We start from the raw sequence: 15,690 nt of genomic DNA, 5'->3' as shown, positions 1-15,690 counted from the left end.
TCCCCTTGTGGGAGAGGGTGGCGCCGAACGAAGTTCGGCGACGGGTGAGGGGTTCTTACGGCTCGGCGAGCTTTGCGAAGATGTCCTCCAAAACGGCAGAAGGTTGCTGCAACACGTCGTTGTTCCAGTAGCGGGCGATTCGAAAACCTTCCGCCACCAAGATGGCTTCCCTCGCTTCGTCACGCGCGGATGACGCGTGTTGGCTACCGTCAATTTCGATGATGAAGCGCTTTTCGAAGCAAACAAAGTCGAGTATGAAACCTTGGAAGGGGACTTGCCGACGAAATTTGAACCGCTCGAGCCGCTGGTCGCGAAGCAAACGCCACATGGCTAGTTCCGCATCGGTGGGCTCGCGGCGCATCTTCTTTGCGAAGTTGCGGATGCGCTTGGCGACTGGGCGATGGCTCGGTGCTTGTGGCGCGACCCCCTCACCCGTCGCCGAACTTCGTTCGGCGCCACCCTCTCCCACAAGGGGAGAGGGGAAGTCAGCATCCGTTTTGCGCGAAGCCGTCACACCCGCATCGGCATCAGCACGTAGAGCGCGCCCTTGTTGTCCTTGTCCTGCACCAGCGTCGGCGAGCCGGGATCGGCCAGGCGCAGCACGGCGACTTCGCCTTCGATCTGGGCGGCGATGTCGAGCAGGTAGCGCGAGTTGAAGCCGATATCGAGCGCGTCGGAGGCGTATTCGACTTCCAGCTCTTCGGTGGCGCTGCCGGAATCCGGATTGGTCACCGACAGCACCAGCTTGCCGGCGGACAGCGCCAGTTTCACCGCGCGGCCGCGTTCGCTGGAAATGGTCGAGACGCGGTCGACCGCAGCCTCAAAGTCCTTCTTGTCGACGATCAGTTCCTTGTCGTTGTTCTGCGGAATGACGCGGCCGTAATCCGGAAAGGTGCCGTCGATCAGCTTCGAGGTCAGCACGACGTTGCCGAGGGTGAAGCGGATCTTGCCCTGCGACAGTTCGATTTTGACTTCGGCTTCATTGTCCTCGATCAGCCGCTGCACCTCACCGACGGTCTTGCGCGGTACGATCACGCCCGGCATGCCGGTGGCGCCGGAGGGCAGCGCCAGATCGATCTGCGCCAGGCGATGTCCGTCGGTCGCCACCCCGCGAAGCGTCGCGGCCTTGGCGCTGCCGGCCGTGTGCAGATAGATGCCGTTGAGGTAATAGCGGGTCTCTTCGGTCGAGATCGCAAACTGCGTGCGGTCGATCAGGCGCTTGACGTCGGTGGCGGGCAGCGCGAATGAATGCGTGAGGTCGCCGGCGGCAAGGTCCGGGAAGTCGCTCTCGGGCAGTGTCTGCAGCGTGAAGCGCGAGCGGCCGGCGCGGATCGCCAGCACCGAACGGTCGCCGTCGGCTTCCAGCACGATCTGTGCGCCGTCAGGCAATTTGCGGACGATGTCATAGAACATATGCGCCGGCACGGTGGTGGAGCCGCCGGTCGCGGTTTCCGCCGCCAGCGTTTCGGTCACCTCCAGGTCGAGGTCGGTCGCCTTCAGCGACAGCCTGGTGTTTTCGGCGCGGACCAGCACGTTGCCGAGGATCGGAATGGTGTTGCGGCGCTCGACCACGCGATGGACGTGGCCCAGCGACTTCAGGAGTTGCGCGCGTTCGACGGTGACCTTCATTGCAATACCCGCCAGAGATGGAAAAGCCGGGCGGCCCGTCAAGGCAGCGCCGCGGCATTGGAAACCCGAAAAGCCGGATCAGGATCGGAGTTGATCAAACCCCCGGGGGGACCGCAAGGTGGCGCGGATGGCCCGCCGGTGCAAGGGAGACGGGCCCCCGTTCCCCACTTTTGCGGTAGAAAATGGCGGCAGAAAAAAATTCTCCCGCTCCTGAGACCAGGGGCGGGAGAGGTGGGGGAGGAGCCAAGGCCTCTTCAGGGGCAGGTCCTATTCCTGCTGCCGCTATTCCTGCAATTGCCGCTTCAGCGACTCGACCTCTTCGGACAACGAGATATCCCGGGCCACCAGTGCCTCGATCTTGCGCACGGCGTGCAGCACCGTGGTGTGGTCGCGCCCGCCGAACCGGCGGCCGATCTCGGGCAGCGAACGCAGCGTCAGCGTCTTCGCCAGATACATCGCGACCTGGCGCGGCCGAACCACATTCGCCGTCCGCCGCGACGACAGCAGGTCCGAACGGCTTACATTGTACTGCCGGGCGACCACCCGCTGGATGTCCTCGATCTTGATTCGCTTCGGTTCCTGCGGACGGACAAGGTCACGGACCTCGCGCTCGGCCATTTCCAGCGTTACCGGCTGGGCGTTGAGCTTGGAATGGGCGAGCAGGCGGTTGATAGCGCCTTCGAGGTCGCGGCCGTTATGGGTGATGGTGCGCGCCAGATAATCCAGTACCGCCTCCGGCACGTCGAAGCTCGCGTGATGGGCGCGGGCGGCCGCCACGCGCGACTTCAGGATTCCGAGCCGCAGCTCTTCGCCAAGCGAACCCATCTCCACGACGAGGCCGCCGGCCAGCCGCGAGCGCACGCGATCGTCGAGGCTCTCGAGATCGGACGGCGGGCGGTCGGCGGCGATTACCACCTGACGGCCGGCATCGATCAGCGCGTTCAGCGTGTGGCAGAACTCGGCCTGGGTCGATTTGCCCTGCAGGAACTGCAGATCGTCGATCACGAGCACGTCGATGCCGCGCAACGCCTCCTTGAAGGCCAGCGCCGTCTGCGTCTTCAGCGCGGCGACGAAGCCGTACATGAACTTCTCGGCGGTGAGATAGAGCACCTTGCGCTCGCTGCCCGAATTGCCGGCCCACGTCACCGCCTGCAACAGATGGGTTTTGCCGAGGCCGACGCCGGCGTGAATGTAGAGCGGGTTGAACATCACGGGATCGCCGCGGCGTCCTTCGGCGACCTGGCGCGCGGCGGCATGCGCCAGCGTGTTGGAGCGGCCGATCACGAAGCTTGCAAAAGTCAGGCGCGGGTCGAGCGGCGAGCCGCCGAGCGCGTCATGGCTGGCAGATACCGGCGCCGTCGCGCGCAATTCAGACGCGGGCCGGCTATTGGCCTGCTCGATGCGGCGCTGCTCGGCCGGTACGGTCGTTTCCTTGGTTGGCGCGGCGCATCGCATCGCCGTGCGCACGGTGAGGTCGATCCGGTGCACTTCCGGCATCTCGGCCTGCCAGCAGGTCAGGACGCGATCGGCGTAATGGGCCTGGATCCAGCTCTTGAGGAACCGGGTCGGCACCGACAGATGCACGCTTTCGTCCTGCACGCCTTCGAGGTCCATGCGCGCAAACCAACTGGTGTAGACGTCCTCGCCCACACTCGTCCGCAACCGCCCCTTCACGCGCGACCAGCGATCCTGTTCCGTATTTGTCATTGCCTGAGAACTTTTCTGAATGAGTAATGGTGTTGCGAAATCGGCTGGCGGGGATTCCCTGCAGGCTTCCTGCCAGGCGAGACCTCGGCGTGGAGCTTCAACCACCAGGCATAGATCGGACGTTCGGCGGAATCGCCGTTGCTCAGATCAAGTACTGGATGGAGTGAGAGGCTACCGCGAGGTCAGCGCGTACTCGACGGTCTAGCCGGAGTTAGCGCGGGCGAACGACTGGAATCGTCGTCCGGGGATTCTGAAGTGGTGTCGATAGAAATGAGTGTGCCGAATGTCGCGTTGATTCCGTAAAGCATAGTTCCTCCCCCTCTCGCCGCGAGAACGCGCGGCGAGCAATCAGATCACAAGTGTTTCAAAGCCAGTCTGCTGCTACCGAACATCCGCTTGTTCGACGCTGCGCCGCCGCGTACCTCAGTCTGTCGTCTTCAACACGTTCACGAGCTCCGCGTTCCCAATCGTTGCTTCGTCGGCAAGCATCTTATTCCCCTTATCCGGAGCGCGCTGAATATGAGCGCCACGCCGGGAAATTTAGACACAGAACAACCGTCCCCATACTGCTATGAGCTACCAACTCAGCTTCGCTTGGAAAGCGTCGCTAACGCGCACACCGCCGCCGATTTGCACGTCCGCTCTTGGGTCTCATACCGCGCTGGTCAGGAGAGCCTTGAGCGTCGCGAACGAGTAACAAATACACCAAGCGCGATTTCTGACAATCCGTGATTCGACGTCGTGACCCGACTCTTCGACTATGTTGCAACACTGCAATTGCGAAGCTCCACACCAAGTTTTTGAATCCGCGCGTAGAATCGCGCGGCGCCGATGAGCGTGACAATTTTCGCTGCACTCGCAAAATTTTTTAAGAAACCGTTACAATCGTGGTTACCGAGACCAATTTTCAGAACGCTTATGCTCGCTATGTGGATAAGTGATTAGCGAGACGAAGTTTTTCGGAATTGTTTTTCAGGGTAACCCCGCGCGGCTGTGATGCGGGCGGAAGAAGCTGGGCGTTGTCTGATGGGTCAGCCGTTGCGATCACGCTTTTCGCAAGTGCGCATAGCAACGCGGGTGCAATAAATTGCACCTCGTAAAAGATTGCATCTCGTAAGACTACGGGCGCTAGAAATGTGACACGTAACCCGGTGCTCAGCAATGGGACAATTGAATTGTCACAGCCAATCCAGGCCAACGCTTTCAGCGTGAGCCTGAAATGCAACAGGATGGACGTGCGTGATAAATGGATTTTCGGGGTCGCGCTCGCGCGCCCGAGCATGACCGAAAGAGGCATGACCGAAAAAAGAAAAGCCCGGCGAAGCCGGGCTTTGACGAATATCTATTTCCGTCAGCTCACTTCGCGAGCTTGGCGATCGCATGCGTCAGGCGCGACACCTTCCGGCTGGCATTGTTCTTGTGAATGATGTTGCGCTGCGCCGCCTGCATCAGTTCCGGTTCCGCGTGCTGCATCGCCTTGAGCGCCGCCTCGCGATCGCCGCTCTTGATCGCCTCCTCGACGGTGCGCACCGCGCCACGCATCTGGGTGCGGCGCGACTTGTTGACGATGGTGCGGCGGGCAATCTTGCGGGTCGCCTTTTTGGCGGAAGTGGTATTGGCCATGTTCTCAACTATCCTTCGGCTGTCATCGCTCGGTTGGTCGGGCTTGAGCGCGCCGGCCGTTCAAATTGCGTGATCGACGCTGGTTGTGTTTTCCAGGGTGTTCTGACGTAGCCGTTCTTGAGGATGCCATGGACGGAAGCCAAAATGCTCCCGTAAGCGGCGCTGCTCAAAGAACAGCGGCGGCGGGATTGCGCCCGCCGCCATTGGGGGTCTTATAGAGGGCGCGTGCTGCACCGTCAACGCTTTCCGCCCTCCCCGAACGGCCGGGTCGGGGGCGGAAATGGGCGCGTAAGGTGCTGATGAGGTTGAATTTCCGGGATGCCCCCGGTATTGGCTGACGGCCATTTGGGGGCGATAGGTATAAGGTGACGCATGATCCGCGGTTTTTTCCGGCTTATCGGCCTGCTGCTCCTGGCCGGCGGATTCATCTTTATGGTCTATGACGGGGCCCGTTTTGTCGCCGACCAGACCCTGCGGTTCACCCGGTTTGGCCAGTTCTGGAATGACGTCCATCAGTCCAGTCAGCTTGCGTTCCGGACCTGGGTCGAGGGCACCGTGCCCTGGCTCTGGAACAGCGTCATCAAGGTCCTCCTGGATCAGCCGGTTTTTGCCGTGCTGGGCGTGGTGGGCATTCTGCTGATGCTCCTGTTCCGGCCCCGCAAGCCGTTGATCGGCTATTCGCGGGACTGACCCCCGGCCGGCTCCAGCCTCCGGGGCGGGGTAACAGGGCTGCGGCATCAGGCGTAACGACATATATAGAAGTCCGACCGGCCGACGCCGTTGTCGCGTCCGCCGATGTCCCGCCTGGAGGTACTCCATGTTGTTCATGCGCAAGACCACCGCATTGCCAAGCGCAGCCGAAGCGCTGCCGGGCCGCGCCACCCCGATCCCGACCGCCACCACGCACTTCGTCAACGGCCGCAAGCTGCAGCCGCCTTATCCCGCGGGCCTCGAGCAGGCGGTGTTTGGCCTCGGTTGTTTCTGGGGCGCCGAGCGCAAGTTCTGGGAGCTTGGTGATGGCATCTATACGACCGCCGTTGGCTATGCCGGCGGGCATACGCCCAATCCGACCTATGAAGAGGTTTGTTCGGGCCGCACCGGTCACACCGAAGTGGTGTTGGTCGTGTTCGATCCGAAGAAGATCGCCTACGAGCAGCTCCTGAAGACGTTCTGGGAAAATCACAACCCGACGCAGGGCATGCGTCAGGGCAACGATGTCGGCACCCAGTATCGCTCGGCGATCTACACTTTCGGCGACGTGCAGCGCCAAGCCGCCGACGCGTCGAAGGCGGCGTACCAGAAAGCGCTGGCAGCGAAGGGTCTCGGCGCCATCACTACCGAGATCGCGCCATCGGGTGAATTCTATTTCGCCGAGGACTATCATCAGCAATATCTCGCGAAGAACCCGGCGGGCTATTGCGGATTGGGCGGCACCGGCGTGTCGTGCCCGATCGGCGTCGGCGTAACTGCTTGATCGTTGCTTCCGACTAAACCTCGCCCCGCTTGCGGGGAGAGGTCGACGCGCTCTTGCGCGGCGGGTGAGGGGTACAGGTATCTCGACAATTTCATTCGCGGAGAGAGGCCCCTCACCCCAACCCTCTCCCCGCAAGAGCGGGGCGAGGGAGCATCCGCGCCAGTTCACCGCGCACACACCTCTCCCCAAAACCCTTTGTTAACCATAACCGGTGCAAGACTGGAGCTATCTCGCTTCAAGGGATGGCTTCGGTGCGGGTTGTGCGCGCGTTTCGATTACCGATCACTGCGATCATCACCGCGCTTGCTTTGTCGGGCTGCATGCGCACGACCGGGCCGGTTGCGGCCGCGCCGCAAGGCGATCTCGACCAGATGGCCTATGGCCAGCCTGGTAGGCCACCGCCGCAGGTGGTCGCGGCCGATTCCGGCGGCGGTGCCGTCGGCGCGCTTCGCACCGCCTTCGCCGCGGCGCCACGCACAGCGCCGGCACCCGTCGTCGTTGCCGCACCCGTGGCCCACGTCGAACCGGTACCCGTGCGCTACGACAGCGCCTATCATCTCGATGCCGGCGACAAGCTGCGCGTCGTTGTCTACGGTCAGGAAGGCCTGACCAACACTTACGCGATCGACGCCGGCGGCTCGATTACGATGCCGCTGATCGGTTCGGTGCCGGCGCGCGGCCGTACCACGGCCGGACTGGCGGCGGAGATATCAGCGAAGCTGCGCCGCGGTTTCATCAGGGAACCATCGGTCGCCGTGGAGATCGAGGCGTATCGGCCGTTCTTCATTCTCGGCGAGGTCGCCGCACCCGGACAGTATCCGTACGTACCGAACATGACGGCCGAAACTGCGGTCGCCATCGCCGGAGGCTTCTCGCCGCGCGCCCGGCGCGATCGCGTCACAGTCACCCACACCGGTGCTTCGGGAACGTCGCGCTTCGTCGTCCCGCCCGCCAATCCGATCAGTCCCGGCGACACTGTGCTCGTCAGCGAGCGCTGGTTCTAGAAAGCGATACGTTTCATCGAATCTTCATCACGATCGGGCTCTTTCTCGAGCATTTGTGTCAGGCAAATGCCTCGCATTTGACCAAGAAAATTCATTATCCGTTTCGCACCAGCGGGTTCTGCTTTCCGCATCTAACTTGCAGTAGCGGGCATGCGGCTTCGCACGTGCCTGGAGGTCTCGTTGGCGCCCGTACGTTGGTGTCGAGCCGCTTTGGTTGCGATAAATTAGCGCTATGCGCTGACTGCATTCGAAACCTTATTCCAAGTTGCACTGCAGCGATGTAGAAGGACGTGGTCAAATCTAGGCGCGCCGGATTGTTCGGCTAAGTGCCTGCAATCCGGAGTATGACCATGAACTATCATTTGCCGGCTCGCGTGGTGCGCGCGGCGACCGCGGCCGCGTTGCTCGCTTCCATCGCCGTATCGGCCTTGTGTGCCTCTTCGCATCCGGTGTCGGCGGCGGAGCCCTATCCGAGCCGGCGCATCACCTTCGTCGTGCCGTATCCCGCGGGCGGAGCCACCGACGTCCTGGCCCGGTTGCTTGCCAACAAATTATCGGAGTCGTGGAAGCAAGCCGTCGTCGTGGAGAACAAGTCGGGCGGCGGCGGCGTGGTCGGCAACGACCACGTGGCCAAGGCGCAGCCGGATGGCCACACCGTGCTGATCGGCATCACGCAGATTATTCAGGCGCCGAGCCTTGTTGCGAAACTCCCTTACGATGTCTTCAAGGATCTCGCGCCTGTCACTCAGATCGCCTTGTCGACCATCGTTCTGGTGGTCCCAGAGCAGCAGCCGATCAAGTCCGTCAAGGAACTGATCGATTATGCCAAGGCGAACCCCGGCAAGCCTTACGGCACCTTCGGCAACGCCACCACGTCCCACCTCTACGGCGAGTTGCTCAAGAAGAACGCCAATATCGACATGACCCATGTCCCCTATCGCGGCTCCGCGCCTCTCACGAACGACTTGCTCGCCAACACGGTTACCTCCGCGTTCCAGGACCTGACCACGGCGAGCGCGCAAATCAAGGCGGGCAAGCTCCGGGCTCTGGCGGTTGGCGGCGAGAAGCGCAGGAAAGCGTTGCCCGACGTGCCGACGATGTCCGAACTCGGTTACCCCGGTTTTGAGATCGAAGGCTGGCTTGGCGTGTTCGTGCCCGCCGCGACACCCAAGGAGATCGTGAAGAAGCTTTCGGACGAACTCGCCCGCATCATCGCTTCGCCCGAGGGCGTCGCCGGGATCGAGACGCTCAGCCTCATACCGGTGGGCGGATCGGCGGAAACGTTCGAGAAGGTCCTGCGCCGCGATTACGAACGGTGGGCCGATGTCGTGAAGGCAACCGGCGTCAAGGGCGAGTGAGGCGTTCGTTGCAAGCCGTCATTCCGGGATGGTCCGAAGGACCAGACCCGGAATCTCGAGATTCCGGGTTCGCGCGAAGACGCGCGCCCCGGAATGACGCCCTCCGGGCGTCACTTCAAATGCTTGGCGAAAAACGTCAGGCTGCGCGGCCAGGCGATGTCGGCGCTGGCCTTGTCGTAGCTTGCGCGCTCGTCGCAGTGAAACCCGTGTTGCGCGCCGGGATAGATATGGACTTCGACTTCCGGCCGCTTGGCCTTGATGGTTTCGACATCGGTCAGCGAAATGCCCGCATCCTTTTCGCCGAAATGCAGTTGCGTCGGCACCTTCGGCTTGTCATCGGCAAAGCGGACGATGGCGCCGCCGTAATAGCCGACCGCGACCGATAGTCCCGACAGCTTGGTCGCCGCAGCATAGGCGACGCTGCCGCCGAGGCAGAAGCCGATGATGCCGACCGGACCGGCATCTTTTACGGCATCAATCGCGGCCTGGGTATCGCGCAGCATCGCGGCCCAATCGGGATTGGCGATGAACTTTCGCGCCGTCGCAATCTCGTCAGGCGAATAGCCGCACTGGAAATCCGGCTGGGTGCGATCGAAGATCGACGGCGCAATCGCGACATAGCCTTCGCCGGCCAGCCGATCGCAGACCGAGCGGATATGGTGATTGACGCCAAAGATCTCCTGGATCACTACGATGGCCGCTTTCGGCGTGCCTGTGGGGTCGGCACGATAGCCGCCCAGTTTGAAACCGTCCGAAGCCGTCAGCTTGATATCCTGTCCCACGGGTCATCCTTCTTGTTTTGGGTCGCACGAAGTCGGTTGCGTGAATGTGCGGAGGCTACTGCCACATCCAATTATGGCCCCAGTCGCCCTTCCAGCCGGCCAGGCGACCTTTACGGAATTGCAGAAACAGCCGGTCCTTCTTGTAGAACAATCCGCTGCCGCCGATGTTGCGGAATGCGAGGAAGATTTCCTCGCCGGGTCGGCCGCGAACGTAATTGAGCGGGGTGCCGAGCGCACGCGCGGCTTCGTCGGCGTCCATGCCGAACGCGAGTGGCGTGTTGTTCGAGAGCGTCTCGGTGAAAGGTGGCGGGTAGGGGCCGCCGATCGGCGGCAGTTTTTGCGCGGCAGCTTGCGTAAAGCTGCCTGCGAGCAGGGCGAGGGCCACAGCGACTATCTTCATGACGCGGCCTTCGTGGTTGCCTTGGTATCGAGGCCGTCAAGGAACGGCAGCACGGCATCGATGAATGCCTGCGGCTGGTCGATGTTGACGGCGTGGCCGGCGGCCGGGATCACCACCTTCTGCGCGCCGGGAATCTTGGCCGCCATGTAGTCGGAGGCGGCGAGGAACGGCGTGTCGTCGGCGCCGACCACGATCAGCGACGGCACCTTGATATCCGGAAGCGTCTCGATCACGCGGGCATCGCGCTGGGTCAGCATGCCACGTGCGGCGCGCGCCAGTCCCGATGCATCTCTATGGGTGACGCTGGAACGTTCCCGGCTGGCCGATTTCAGGACTTCCAGTCCCTCGCGCTCGAAGCGGTCGCCGGTATCATGCGCGCGCTTGTTCCAGACCTCGCGGGCCTCATCCTTCTTGAAGCCCGGGCCGGTGTCGATGATCAGCAGCGCGCGCACGCGGTCCGGATGGGCGCGGTAAAACGCCAGCGACATGTAGCCGCCGAGCGAGAGCCCGCCGACGATCGCCGTCCCGGCACCGACGGCATCGAGCAGCGCCGCCATGTCGGCGACCGTCAATGCTTCGCTGTAGGCCGCGGGATCATCGGGATAATCGGATTGGCCATGGCCGCGCATGTCCCACAACACGAGCTTGTAGTGTTTCGACAGGGCCGCGATCTGGCCCTCCCACATCTCACTGGTCGATGAATAGCCGTGGGTGAGCAATAGCGGTGGGCCGGAGCCGTGAACCTCGTAGTGGATGCTGACCCCGTCGCGATCGATTGTCGGCATTGCGATTTCCCAGAGCAAACAGCTCGAAATTCCGATCTCGCTTCATCCTAGCGCGATCGGTGCGCCGTTGGGAAATGCGGAAACGGAATGTGCGTCTACGGCGCCCCGCTTGATTGACAAGGCACGTGACAGACATTGCCGCGGCGCACAAACCGCGGCTCGCGAATGTGTTTTTTGCAGAGGATGACGGTCTGGACGCGGCGCATTGCAAACCGGATCGGTAAAATTTTAGCGTCTACGGTAGTTCGTGTTCAGCATCCCTCTTAAGCCGCGGGGAACCCATTTTCCGCTAGCTTCGGTTGCAGGTCATCACCACTAGGGGTCTGGGGTTTCATGACATCGATAGCCAACAAGACTTCGACAAAACGCCGGCTGTTGCTGGCTTCGGATCGGAGCGATCAAAGCAGCGAACTCGCCAGCATTCTGCGATCGGTCGGTCAGGTCGACACAATAGCGACTTCAGATATTCCCGACGCGCCGGAGCGCGACCTCGCCGGGATCGTGGTCGACATCAACCTGCGCTCCGCCGAGAGCGTGCAATTGGTGCGCAACAAGCTGCGGACCGAAGCCTATCGCGAAATGCCGCGGCTGTTCGTGCTGGCTGACGCGCTTCACCACGGATCGATGCAGGCATGGGCGCTCGGCGCCACCGACACGATCGCGCGGCCGTTCGACGCGCAAGGTATCCTGCAGCGGATCCGCGCCGCGTTTCCCGACAGCGACGGATATGACGAGACCGACCGCGGCAAGGCCCTGAACCGGGGCGTCGAGGCGGCGCATGCCGTGATGGTCAAGATTTTCGAAAAGATTCCGGCCGGCGTTCCCCTGAAATTCAGCGACATCGTCGAGGCCGAGAACAAGATTCTCAAGGCGATCAAGCATTCGTCCTTGCGGGAGTGGCTGACGACCGTCGGCTGCCATCACAGCGGCAGCTACCGTCATTGTCTCTTTGTCACCGGTTTTGCGGTCGCGTACGCGCAGCACCTCGGCATGCGCGAGGACGACCAGCGCCGTCTGGCCCGGGCCGCGCTGCTGCACGACGTCGGCAAGGCGTTCATTCCGGTGGCGATCCTGGACAAGCCGGGCCCGCTGACGCTGGAAGAGATGGAAGAGATGCGCCAGCATCCGCGCCGCGGCTATGACGCCCTGGCCGCGCAAGGCGGTTTCCCGCCTGAAATGCTCGACGTGGTGCTGCACCACCACGAGTTCCTCGACGGCACCGGCTACCCCAACGGCCTCAGCGGCAAGCAGATCAGCGACATCGTGAGGCTGACCACGATCGTGGATATCTATGCGGCCCTGGTCGAAAAGCGCGCCTACCGTCTGCAGTTCACCCACGCCCGGGCGTTCGGCATGATGGAAGAAATGGGCGACAAGCTCGACCAGCATTTGCTGCACGCCTTCCGCCCGGTGGCGTTCGGGTATTATTGATTCCTGCTGCGGTCATTCCGGGGCGCGCGACAGCGCGAACCCGGAATCTCGAGGTTCCGGGTTCGGTGCTTCGCACCGCCCCGGAACGACATCTCTTCATTCCAACATCTTCCTTAACTCCGCCTTTGCCACCTTCTCCAGCGTCGAGCGCGGCATGTCGTCGACGAAATGGATTTCGCGCGGCACCTTGAAATCGGCGAGCCCGCTTCGGCAGGCGGCCATCACGGTGTCGTGCAGATCGGCCGGTGCGTCCTTGACGCCGGCCTGCGGAATGATGAACACGACCGGCACTTCATCGAGCATCGGATGCTTCTTCGCCACAACGGCGGCCTCGCGCACGCCGGGCACTACCGCAATCACCTGCTCGATCTCGGACGCCGCGACATTCTCGCCGCCGACCTTGAGCATGTCCTTGGTGCGGTCGCCGAAGCGGATGAAGCCGTTCTCCAGCAGCGTGACGCGGTCGCCGGTGATGAAATAGCCGTGCTCGTCAAAACTTTCGCGCGTCGCCTTTTCGTTGTGCAGATATTCTGAAAACAGCGACAGGCCGGGAATGCCCTTGATCAGGAGATTGCCGGTGTCGCCGACGCCTGTCGGCGTGCCGTCGTCCTCGACGATGCGGATCTGATATTCCGGCGCGGCGCGCCCGATCGACATCGGAATATTGGGCTGGTCGACCTCGCCGACGATGCCGTGGGTGATGGTTTCGGTCATGCCCCACCAGCCGATCGTCTTGACACCAAAGGCGGCAAACGGCGGCGGCTCGGATACCGCGGTGCCCCAGAGCCGGAACGTATGGCTCTTCGGAATCTCATGCTCCAGCAGCGCCTTCATGCAGAACGGGATCGTCGAGGTCCAGGTGCAATTGTGCGCGAGCGCCACGCCCCAGAAGCGGCTGGCGGAAAACCGCGGCTGGATCACGCAACTCGCGCCAACCCACAGCGTCGCCAGCATCGAATAGGCCAGCGCGTTGGTGTGAAACAGCGGGAGATAGGTCTGGTGCACGTCGGCGGCGTGCAGGTCTTCATGCGCGGCGTTGATCTTGGCGCCCCACAATGCGTTGGCATGCGTCCACAACACCGCCTTTGGGCGCGACGTGGTGCCCGACGTGTATTGAACGCTGCATGGCGCGAACGGATCGGTCATACGGCGCGGCCGGTCGGCGCTGTCGGCGAAGAGCTGCTCAAAACTGTCGCCGCGCGGCGTGCTTTGCGCAGGCGTGCTGCCGGCATCATGCGAAATGACAGCGATCCAGCGCAGGCTTCGGCAATTGGCCGAGATCAGCTCGGCGTAAGCAGGTTGGGTGATGGCGGCGACTGCGCCGCAATGGCCGGCGAAATATTCCATCTCGGCTGCCGCCGAGCGGGTGTTGGTGGTGACGGCAATCGCGCCGAGTTCGACGCAGGCAAACCAGGCCAGCATGGCCTCGATGCAATTGTCGAGATGGATCAGCACATATTCGCCGGGCTTGACGCCCCGCTTGGCGAGGCCCGCGGAAAGCTGTCCGACGCGCTCGTGAAATTCGCCGTAGGACCATTTCCGCGCCCGCCCCTCGAACGGCGCCCAGATCAGGAACGGGTGGTTGCGGCGGCTTTCGGCCCGCATCCGCAGCAGCCAGGGCACGTCGAGGCCTGCGAATGGTCCGACAATGCCCGGCGCTGCCTGTGAAATCGGCATGGATGTCCTCCCGCGCCGCGTTGTGGCGGCTTTGGTTCTTGCTTGGGAGTAGTTCTGCCATCGGAAGGCGCGATGGGCAAATCGGGGCGGTCATTCCGGGGCGATGCGCAGCATCGAACTATGGTGCGCAATTGCGCACCGGAGAATCTCGAGATTCCCGGTCTGGTCCTTCGGACCATCCCGGAATGACAGAAGACTTCGATTGCTTCGCTTCGCTCGCAATGACGGGGAGGAAGCAGCGCCTACTTCGCCCCATCCTCATACGACGAAATCTCGATCAAACTCCCGTCCGGATCGCGGCAATAGACCGATCGCAGCGTGCCGCGGGTGCCCTGTTTGGCGACCGGGCCTTCCTCGATTCTGACCCCGTTGGCCTTCAGATGCGCCACGACCTGGTCCGGCGTGCTCGACGTCAGGAAGCACAGATCGTCGCTGCCGGCGGTTTCGTTATCAGCCGTAAACCATTCGATCTTGTCGGCATCGCGCGGTCGCACATTGATCTTCTGGTTGCCGAACACCAGCGAGGTTCGCGGCGTCTTGCCGGGACCGGGATCGAACACCTTGACCTCCATTCCGAGAATTTTCCGGTACCACTCGGCCGATCGGGCCACATCGGACACGTTGATGACGAGATGGTCGAGAGCGTTAACCCTGACAGACATGCCTTATCCTTTCGTCGCGGTCGAAGGCGCCGGGTCGCACTGGCCGTACCGGGGTTTGTTTGTTACAACGCGCGCCGCGTTCGGTTCAATAGAACCGCGCCTCAATAGAAACGGACTGGGCTTTGAATCCCGGCCTCCAAGGAGAAGTTTTATGATTTCACGCCGTACTGCGATTTGTCTGGCCGTCATCGGTCTTTCTGCCGTCGCCCCGATGGGCAGCGCTTCGGCGCAGGATTACCCGACCCGACCGGTGAAATGGATCGTCGGATATCCGCCGGGCGGCGCGACCGATATCATCGCGCGGCTGCTCGGCCAGCGGCTCTCGGAACGGCTCGGCCAGCAATTCGTGATCGAGAACAAGCCTGGCGCCGGTAACAATATCGCTACCGAATCGGTGATCAACGCCGAGCCCGATGGCTACACCCTGCTGTTCGTCAATCCGGCGAACTACATCAACGCCACGCTCTACGCCAATCTGAAATTCAACGTCGTTCGCGATATTGCGCCGATTGCCGCGTTCAACCGCGTGCCGAACGTGATGACGGTCAACAAGGACGTGCCGGCCAAGACGGCCGCCGAGTTCATTGCCTATGTGAAAGCCAATCCCGGCAAGGTGAACTTGGCGTCGTCGGGCAACGGCACGTCGGTGCATCTGTCCGGCGAAATGTTCATGGCGATGTCCGGCGCCAAGATGCAGCACGTGCCCTATCGCGGCGCCGCGCCGGCGATCACCGATCTGCTCGGCGGCCAGGTCCAGTTGATCTTCGACAACATGCCCTCGATTCTCCAGCATGTCCGCGCCGGCTCGGTGCGGGCGCTGGCGGTCACCGGTACTGCGCGGTCGCCGCTGTTGCCTGACGTGCCGGTTCTCGCCGACACCATCCCTGGCTACGAGGCGAGCGCGCTGTTCGGCGTGGGAGCACCGAAGAACACGCCAAAGGCGGTCATCGAGAAGCTGAACAAGGAGATCAACGCCGTGCTCGCCGAGCCGGCGATCAAGGCGCGCCTGCTCGACCTCGGCGGCGAACCGCTGATCGGGCCGCCGGAAGCGTTCGGTGCGATGATCGTGGCCGAAACCGACAAGTGGAAGAAGGTGATCCAGGAAGCTAAGGTCGAAAAAGTGCAGTGATCTACCTCACGGAACATAGGCGCAGCCGC

15 protein-coding genes are annotated in these 15,690 nt (G+C 62.5%); 6 read left to right on the top strand and 9 right to left on the bottom strand.

Going from position 1 to position 15,690, the window contains the following annotated elements; genetic code table 11:
* Window positions 1–55: 55 nt before the first annotated feature.
* The 4 genes from GWE18_RS26570 to rpsT form a co-directional block, all read right to left on the bottom strand.
* The gene (locus GWE18_RS26570; protein WP_275188665.1) at window positions 56–469 is read right to left on the bottom strand and encodes a DUF559 domain-containing protein; all 414 of its coding nucleotides are present in this window, start codon (window positions 467–469) and stop codon (window positions 56–58) included.
* A gap of 41 nt (window positions 470–510) precedes the next feature.
* The gene (gene dnaN / locus GWE18_RS26565) at window positions 511–1,629 is read right to left on the bottom strand and encodes a DNA polymerase III subunit beta (protein ID WP_275188645.1); all 1,119 of its coding nucleotides are present in this window, start codon (window positions 1,627–1,629) and stop codon (window positions 511–513) included.
* A 282-nt stretch (window positions 1,630–1,911) separates the two neighbouring features.
* A complete protein-coding gene (gene dnaA, locus GWE18_RS26560) occupies window positions 1,912–3,336 on the bottom strand; it encodes a chromosomal replication initiator protein DnaA (RefSeq protein WP_275188644.1) in 1,425 nt (474 codons plus the stop codon).
* A 1,356-nt stretch (window positions 3,337–4,692) separates the two neighbouring features.
* Complete coding sequence (rpsT, locus tag GWE18_RS26555) at window positions 4,693–4,959, bottom strand: 30S ribosomal protein S20 (protein WP_057849714.1); 267 nt, start codon at window positions 4,957–4,959, stop codon at window positions 4,693–4,695.
* A gap of 372 nt (window positions 4,960–5,331) precedes the next feature.
* Here rpsT and GWE18_RS26550 point away from each other — a divergent pair, with 372 nt between their 5' ends.
* The 4 genes from GWE18_RS26550 to GWE18_RS26535 all read left to right on the top strand — a co-directional run bounded on the left by GWE18_RS26550 (window position 5,332) and on the right by GWE18_RS26535 (window position 8,795).
* Window positions 5,332–5,649, top strand: a complete 318-nt coding sequence (locus GWE18_RS26550) for a hypothetical protein (RefSeq protein ID WP_275188643.1) — start codon at window positions 5,332–5,334, stop codon at window positions 5,647–5,649.
* A 127-nt stretch (window positions 5,650–5,776) separates the two neighbouring features.
* Entirely contained in the window at window positions 5,777–6,433 is a 657-nt protein-coding gene (msrA, locus tag GWE18_RS26545; protein ID WP_275188642.1) for a peptide-methionine (S)-S-oxide reductase MsrA, read from the top strand.
* A 260-nt stretch (window positions 6,434–6,693) separates the two neighbouring features.
* Entirely contained in the window at window positions 6,694–7,437 is a 744-nt protein-coding gene (locus tag GWE18_RS26540) for a polysaccharide biosynthesis/export family protein (protein ID WP_275188664.1), read from the top strand.
* A gap of 350 nt (window positions 7,438–7,787) precedes the next feature.
* On the top strand, window positions 7,788–8,795 hold the full coding sequence (locus GWE18_RS26535; protein ID WP_275188641.1) for a tripartite tricarboxylate transporter substrate binding protein: 1,008 nt from the start codon (window positions 7,788–7,790) through the stop codon (window positions 8,793–8,795).
* Between the two features lie 110 nt (window positions 8,796–8,905).
* On the opposite strand, the gene GWE18_RS26530 is transcribed toward GWE18_RS26535, so the two are convergent.
* The 3 genes from GWE18_RS26530 to GWE18_RS26520 are packed head-to-tail and all read right to left on the bottom strand — an operon-like array spanning window position 8,906 to window position 10,762.
* Window positions 8,906–9,577 carry a dienelactone hydrolase family protein gene (locus tag GWE18_RS26530; protein WP_275188640.1) on the bottom strand — a complete coding sequence of 224 codons (672 nt, stop codon included), beginning with the start codon at window positions 9,575–9,577 and terminating at the stop codon, window positions 8,906–8,908.
* A gap of 55 nt (window positions 9,578–9,632) precedes the next feature.
* The gene (locus GWE18_RS26525; RefSeq protein WP_275188639.1) at window positions 9,633–9,977 is read right to left on the bottom strand and encodes a hypothetical protein; all 345 of its coding nucleotides are present in this window, start codon (window positions 9,975–9,977) and stop codon (window positions 9,633–9,635) included.
* Window positions 9,974–10,762: an alpha/beta fold hydrolase gene (locus tag GWE18_RS26520; protein WP_275188638.1), complete on the bottom strand. Its 789-nt coding sequence runs from the start codon at window positions 10,760–10,762 to the stop codon at window positions 9,974–9,976. Before GWE18_RS26520 ends, GWE18_RS26525 begins: the two co-directional genes overlap by 4 nt.
* A 333-nt stretch (window positions 10,763–11,095) precedes the next feature.
* On the opposite strand from GWE18_RS26520, the gene GWE18_RS26515 reads away from it, so the two are divergent.
* Entirely contained in the window at window positions 11,096–12,193 is a 1,098-nt protein-coding gene (locus GWE18_RS26515) for an HD domain-containing phosphohydrolase (RefSeq protein ID WP_275188637.1), read from the top strand.
* A gap of 96 nt (window positions 12,194–12,289) precedes the next feature.
* Here GWE18_RS26515 and GWE18_RS26510 read toward each other — a convergent pair whose 3' ends face one another.
* Together GWE18_RS26510 and GWE18_RS26505 are read right to left on the bottom strand one after the other, a co-directional pair.
* The gene (locus GWE18_RS26510; protein ID WP_275188636.1) at window positions 12,290–13,870 is read right to left on the bottom strand and encodes an AMP-binding protein; all 1,581 of its coding nucleotides are present in this window, start codon (window positions 13,868–13,870) and stop codon (window positions 12,290–12,292) included.
* A gap of 242 nt (window positions 13,871–14,112) precedes the next feature.
* Window positions 14,113–14,532: a VOC family protein gene (locus GWE18_RS26505; protein ID WP_275188635.1), complete on the bottom strand. Its 420-nt coding sequence runs from the start codon at window positions 14,530–14,532 to the stop codon at window positions 14,113–14,115.
* A gap of 151 nt (window positions 14,533–14,683) precedes the next feature.
* Here GWE18_RS26505 and GWE18_RS26500 point away from each other — a divergent pair, with 151 nt between their 5' ends.
* Window positions 14,684–15,661 (top strand): tripartite tricarboxylate transporter substrate binding protein, encoded by a 978-nt coding sequence (locus GWE18_RS26500; RefSeq protein WP_275188634.1) that lies wholly within the window; start codon window positions 14,684–14,686, stop codon window positions 15,659–15,661.
* The last annotated feature ends 29 nt before the right edge of the window (window positions 15,662–15,690 follow it).

It is taken from the genome of Bradyrhizobium sp. CSA112 (assembly GCF_029051645.1).
Taxonomy (GTDB): Bacteria; Pseudomonadota; Alphaproteobacteria; order Rhizobiales; family Xanthobacteraceae; genus Bradyrhizobium.
Note: the sequence above shows the minus strand (reverse complement) of the source record. Positions and strands in the feature narration are given on the sequence as shown.

Bases quoted from the DNA above. Each gene is read 5' to 3' on its own strand.
- dnaN (WP_275188645.1), bottom strand. From the start codon at position 1,629: ATGAAGGTCACCGTCGAACGCGCGCAACTCCTGAAGTCGCTGGGCCAC.
- dnaA (WP_275188644.1), bottom strand. From the start codon at position 3,336: ATGACAAATACGGAACAGGATCGCTGGTCGCGCGTGAAGGGGCGGTTG.
- rpsT (WP_057849714.1), bottom strand. From the start codon at position 4,959: ATGGCCAATACCACTTCCGCCAAAAAGGCGACCCGCAAGATTGCCCGC.
- GWE18_RS26550 (WP_275188643.1), top strand. From the start codon at position 5,332: ATGATCCGCGGTTTTTTCCGGCTTATCGGCCTGCTGCTCCTGGCCGGC.
- msrA (WP_275188642.1), top strand. From the start codon at position 5,777: ATGTTGTTCATGCGCAAGACCACCGCATTGCCAAGCGCAGCCGAAGCG.
- GWE18_RS26535 (WP_275188641.1), top strand. From the start codon at position 7,788: ATGAACTATCATTTGCCGGCTCGCGTGGTGCGCGCGGCGACCGCGGCC.
- GWE18_RS26525 (WP_275188639.1), bottom strand. From the start codon at position 9,977: ATGAAGATAGTCGCTGTGGCCCTCGCCCTGCTCGCAGGCAGCTTTACG.
- GWE18_RS26520 (WP_275188638.1), bottom strand. From the start codon at position 10,762: ATGCCGACAATCGATCGCGACGGGGTCAGCATCCACTACGAGGTTCAC.
- GWE18_RS26515 (WP_275188637.1), top strand. From the start codon at position 11,096: ATGACATCGATAGCCAACAAGACTTCGACAAAACGCCGGCTGTTGCTG.
- GWE18_RS26510 (WP_275188636.1), bottom strand. From the start codon at position 13,870: ATGCCGATTTCACAGGCAGCGCCGGGCATTGTCGGACCATTCGCAGGC.
- GWE18_RS26505 (WP_275188635.1), bottom strand. From the start codon at position 14,532: ATGTCTGTCAGGGTTAACGCTCTCGACCATCTCGTCATCAACGTGTCC.
- GWE18_RS26500 (WP_275188634.1), top strand. From the start codon at position 14,684: ATGATTTCACGCCGTACTGCGATTTGTCTGGCCGTCATCGGTCTTTCT.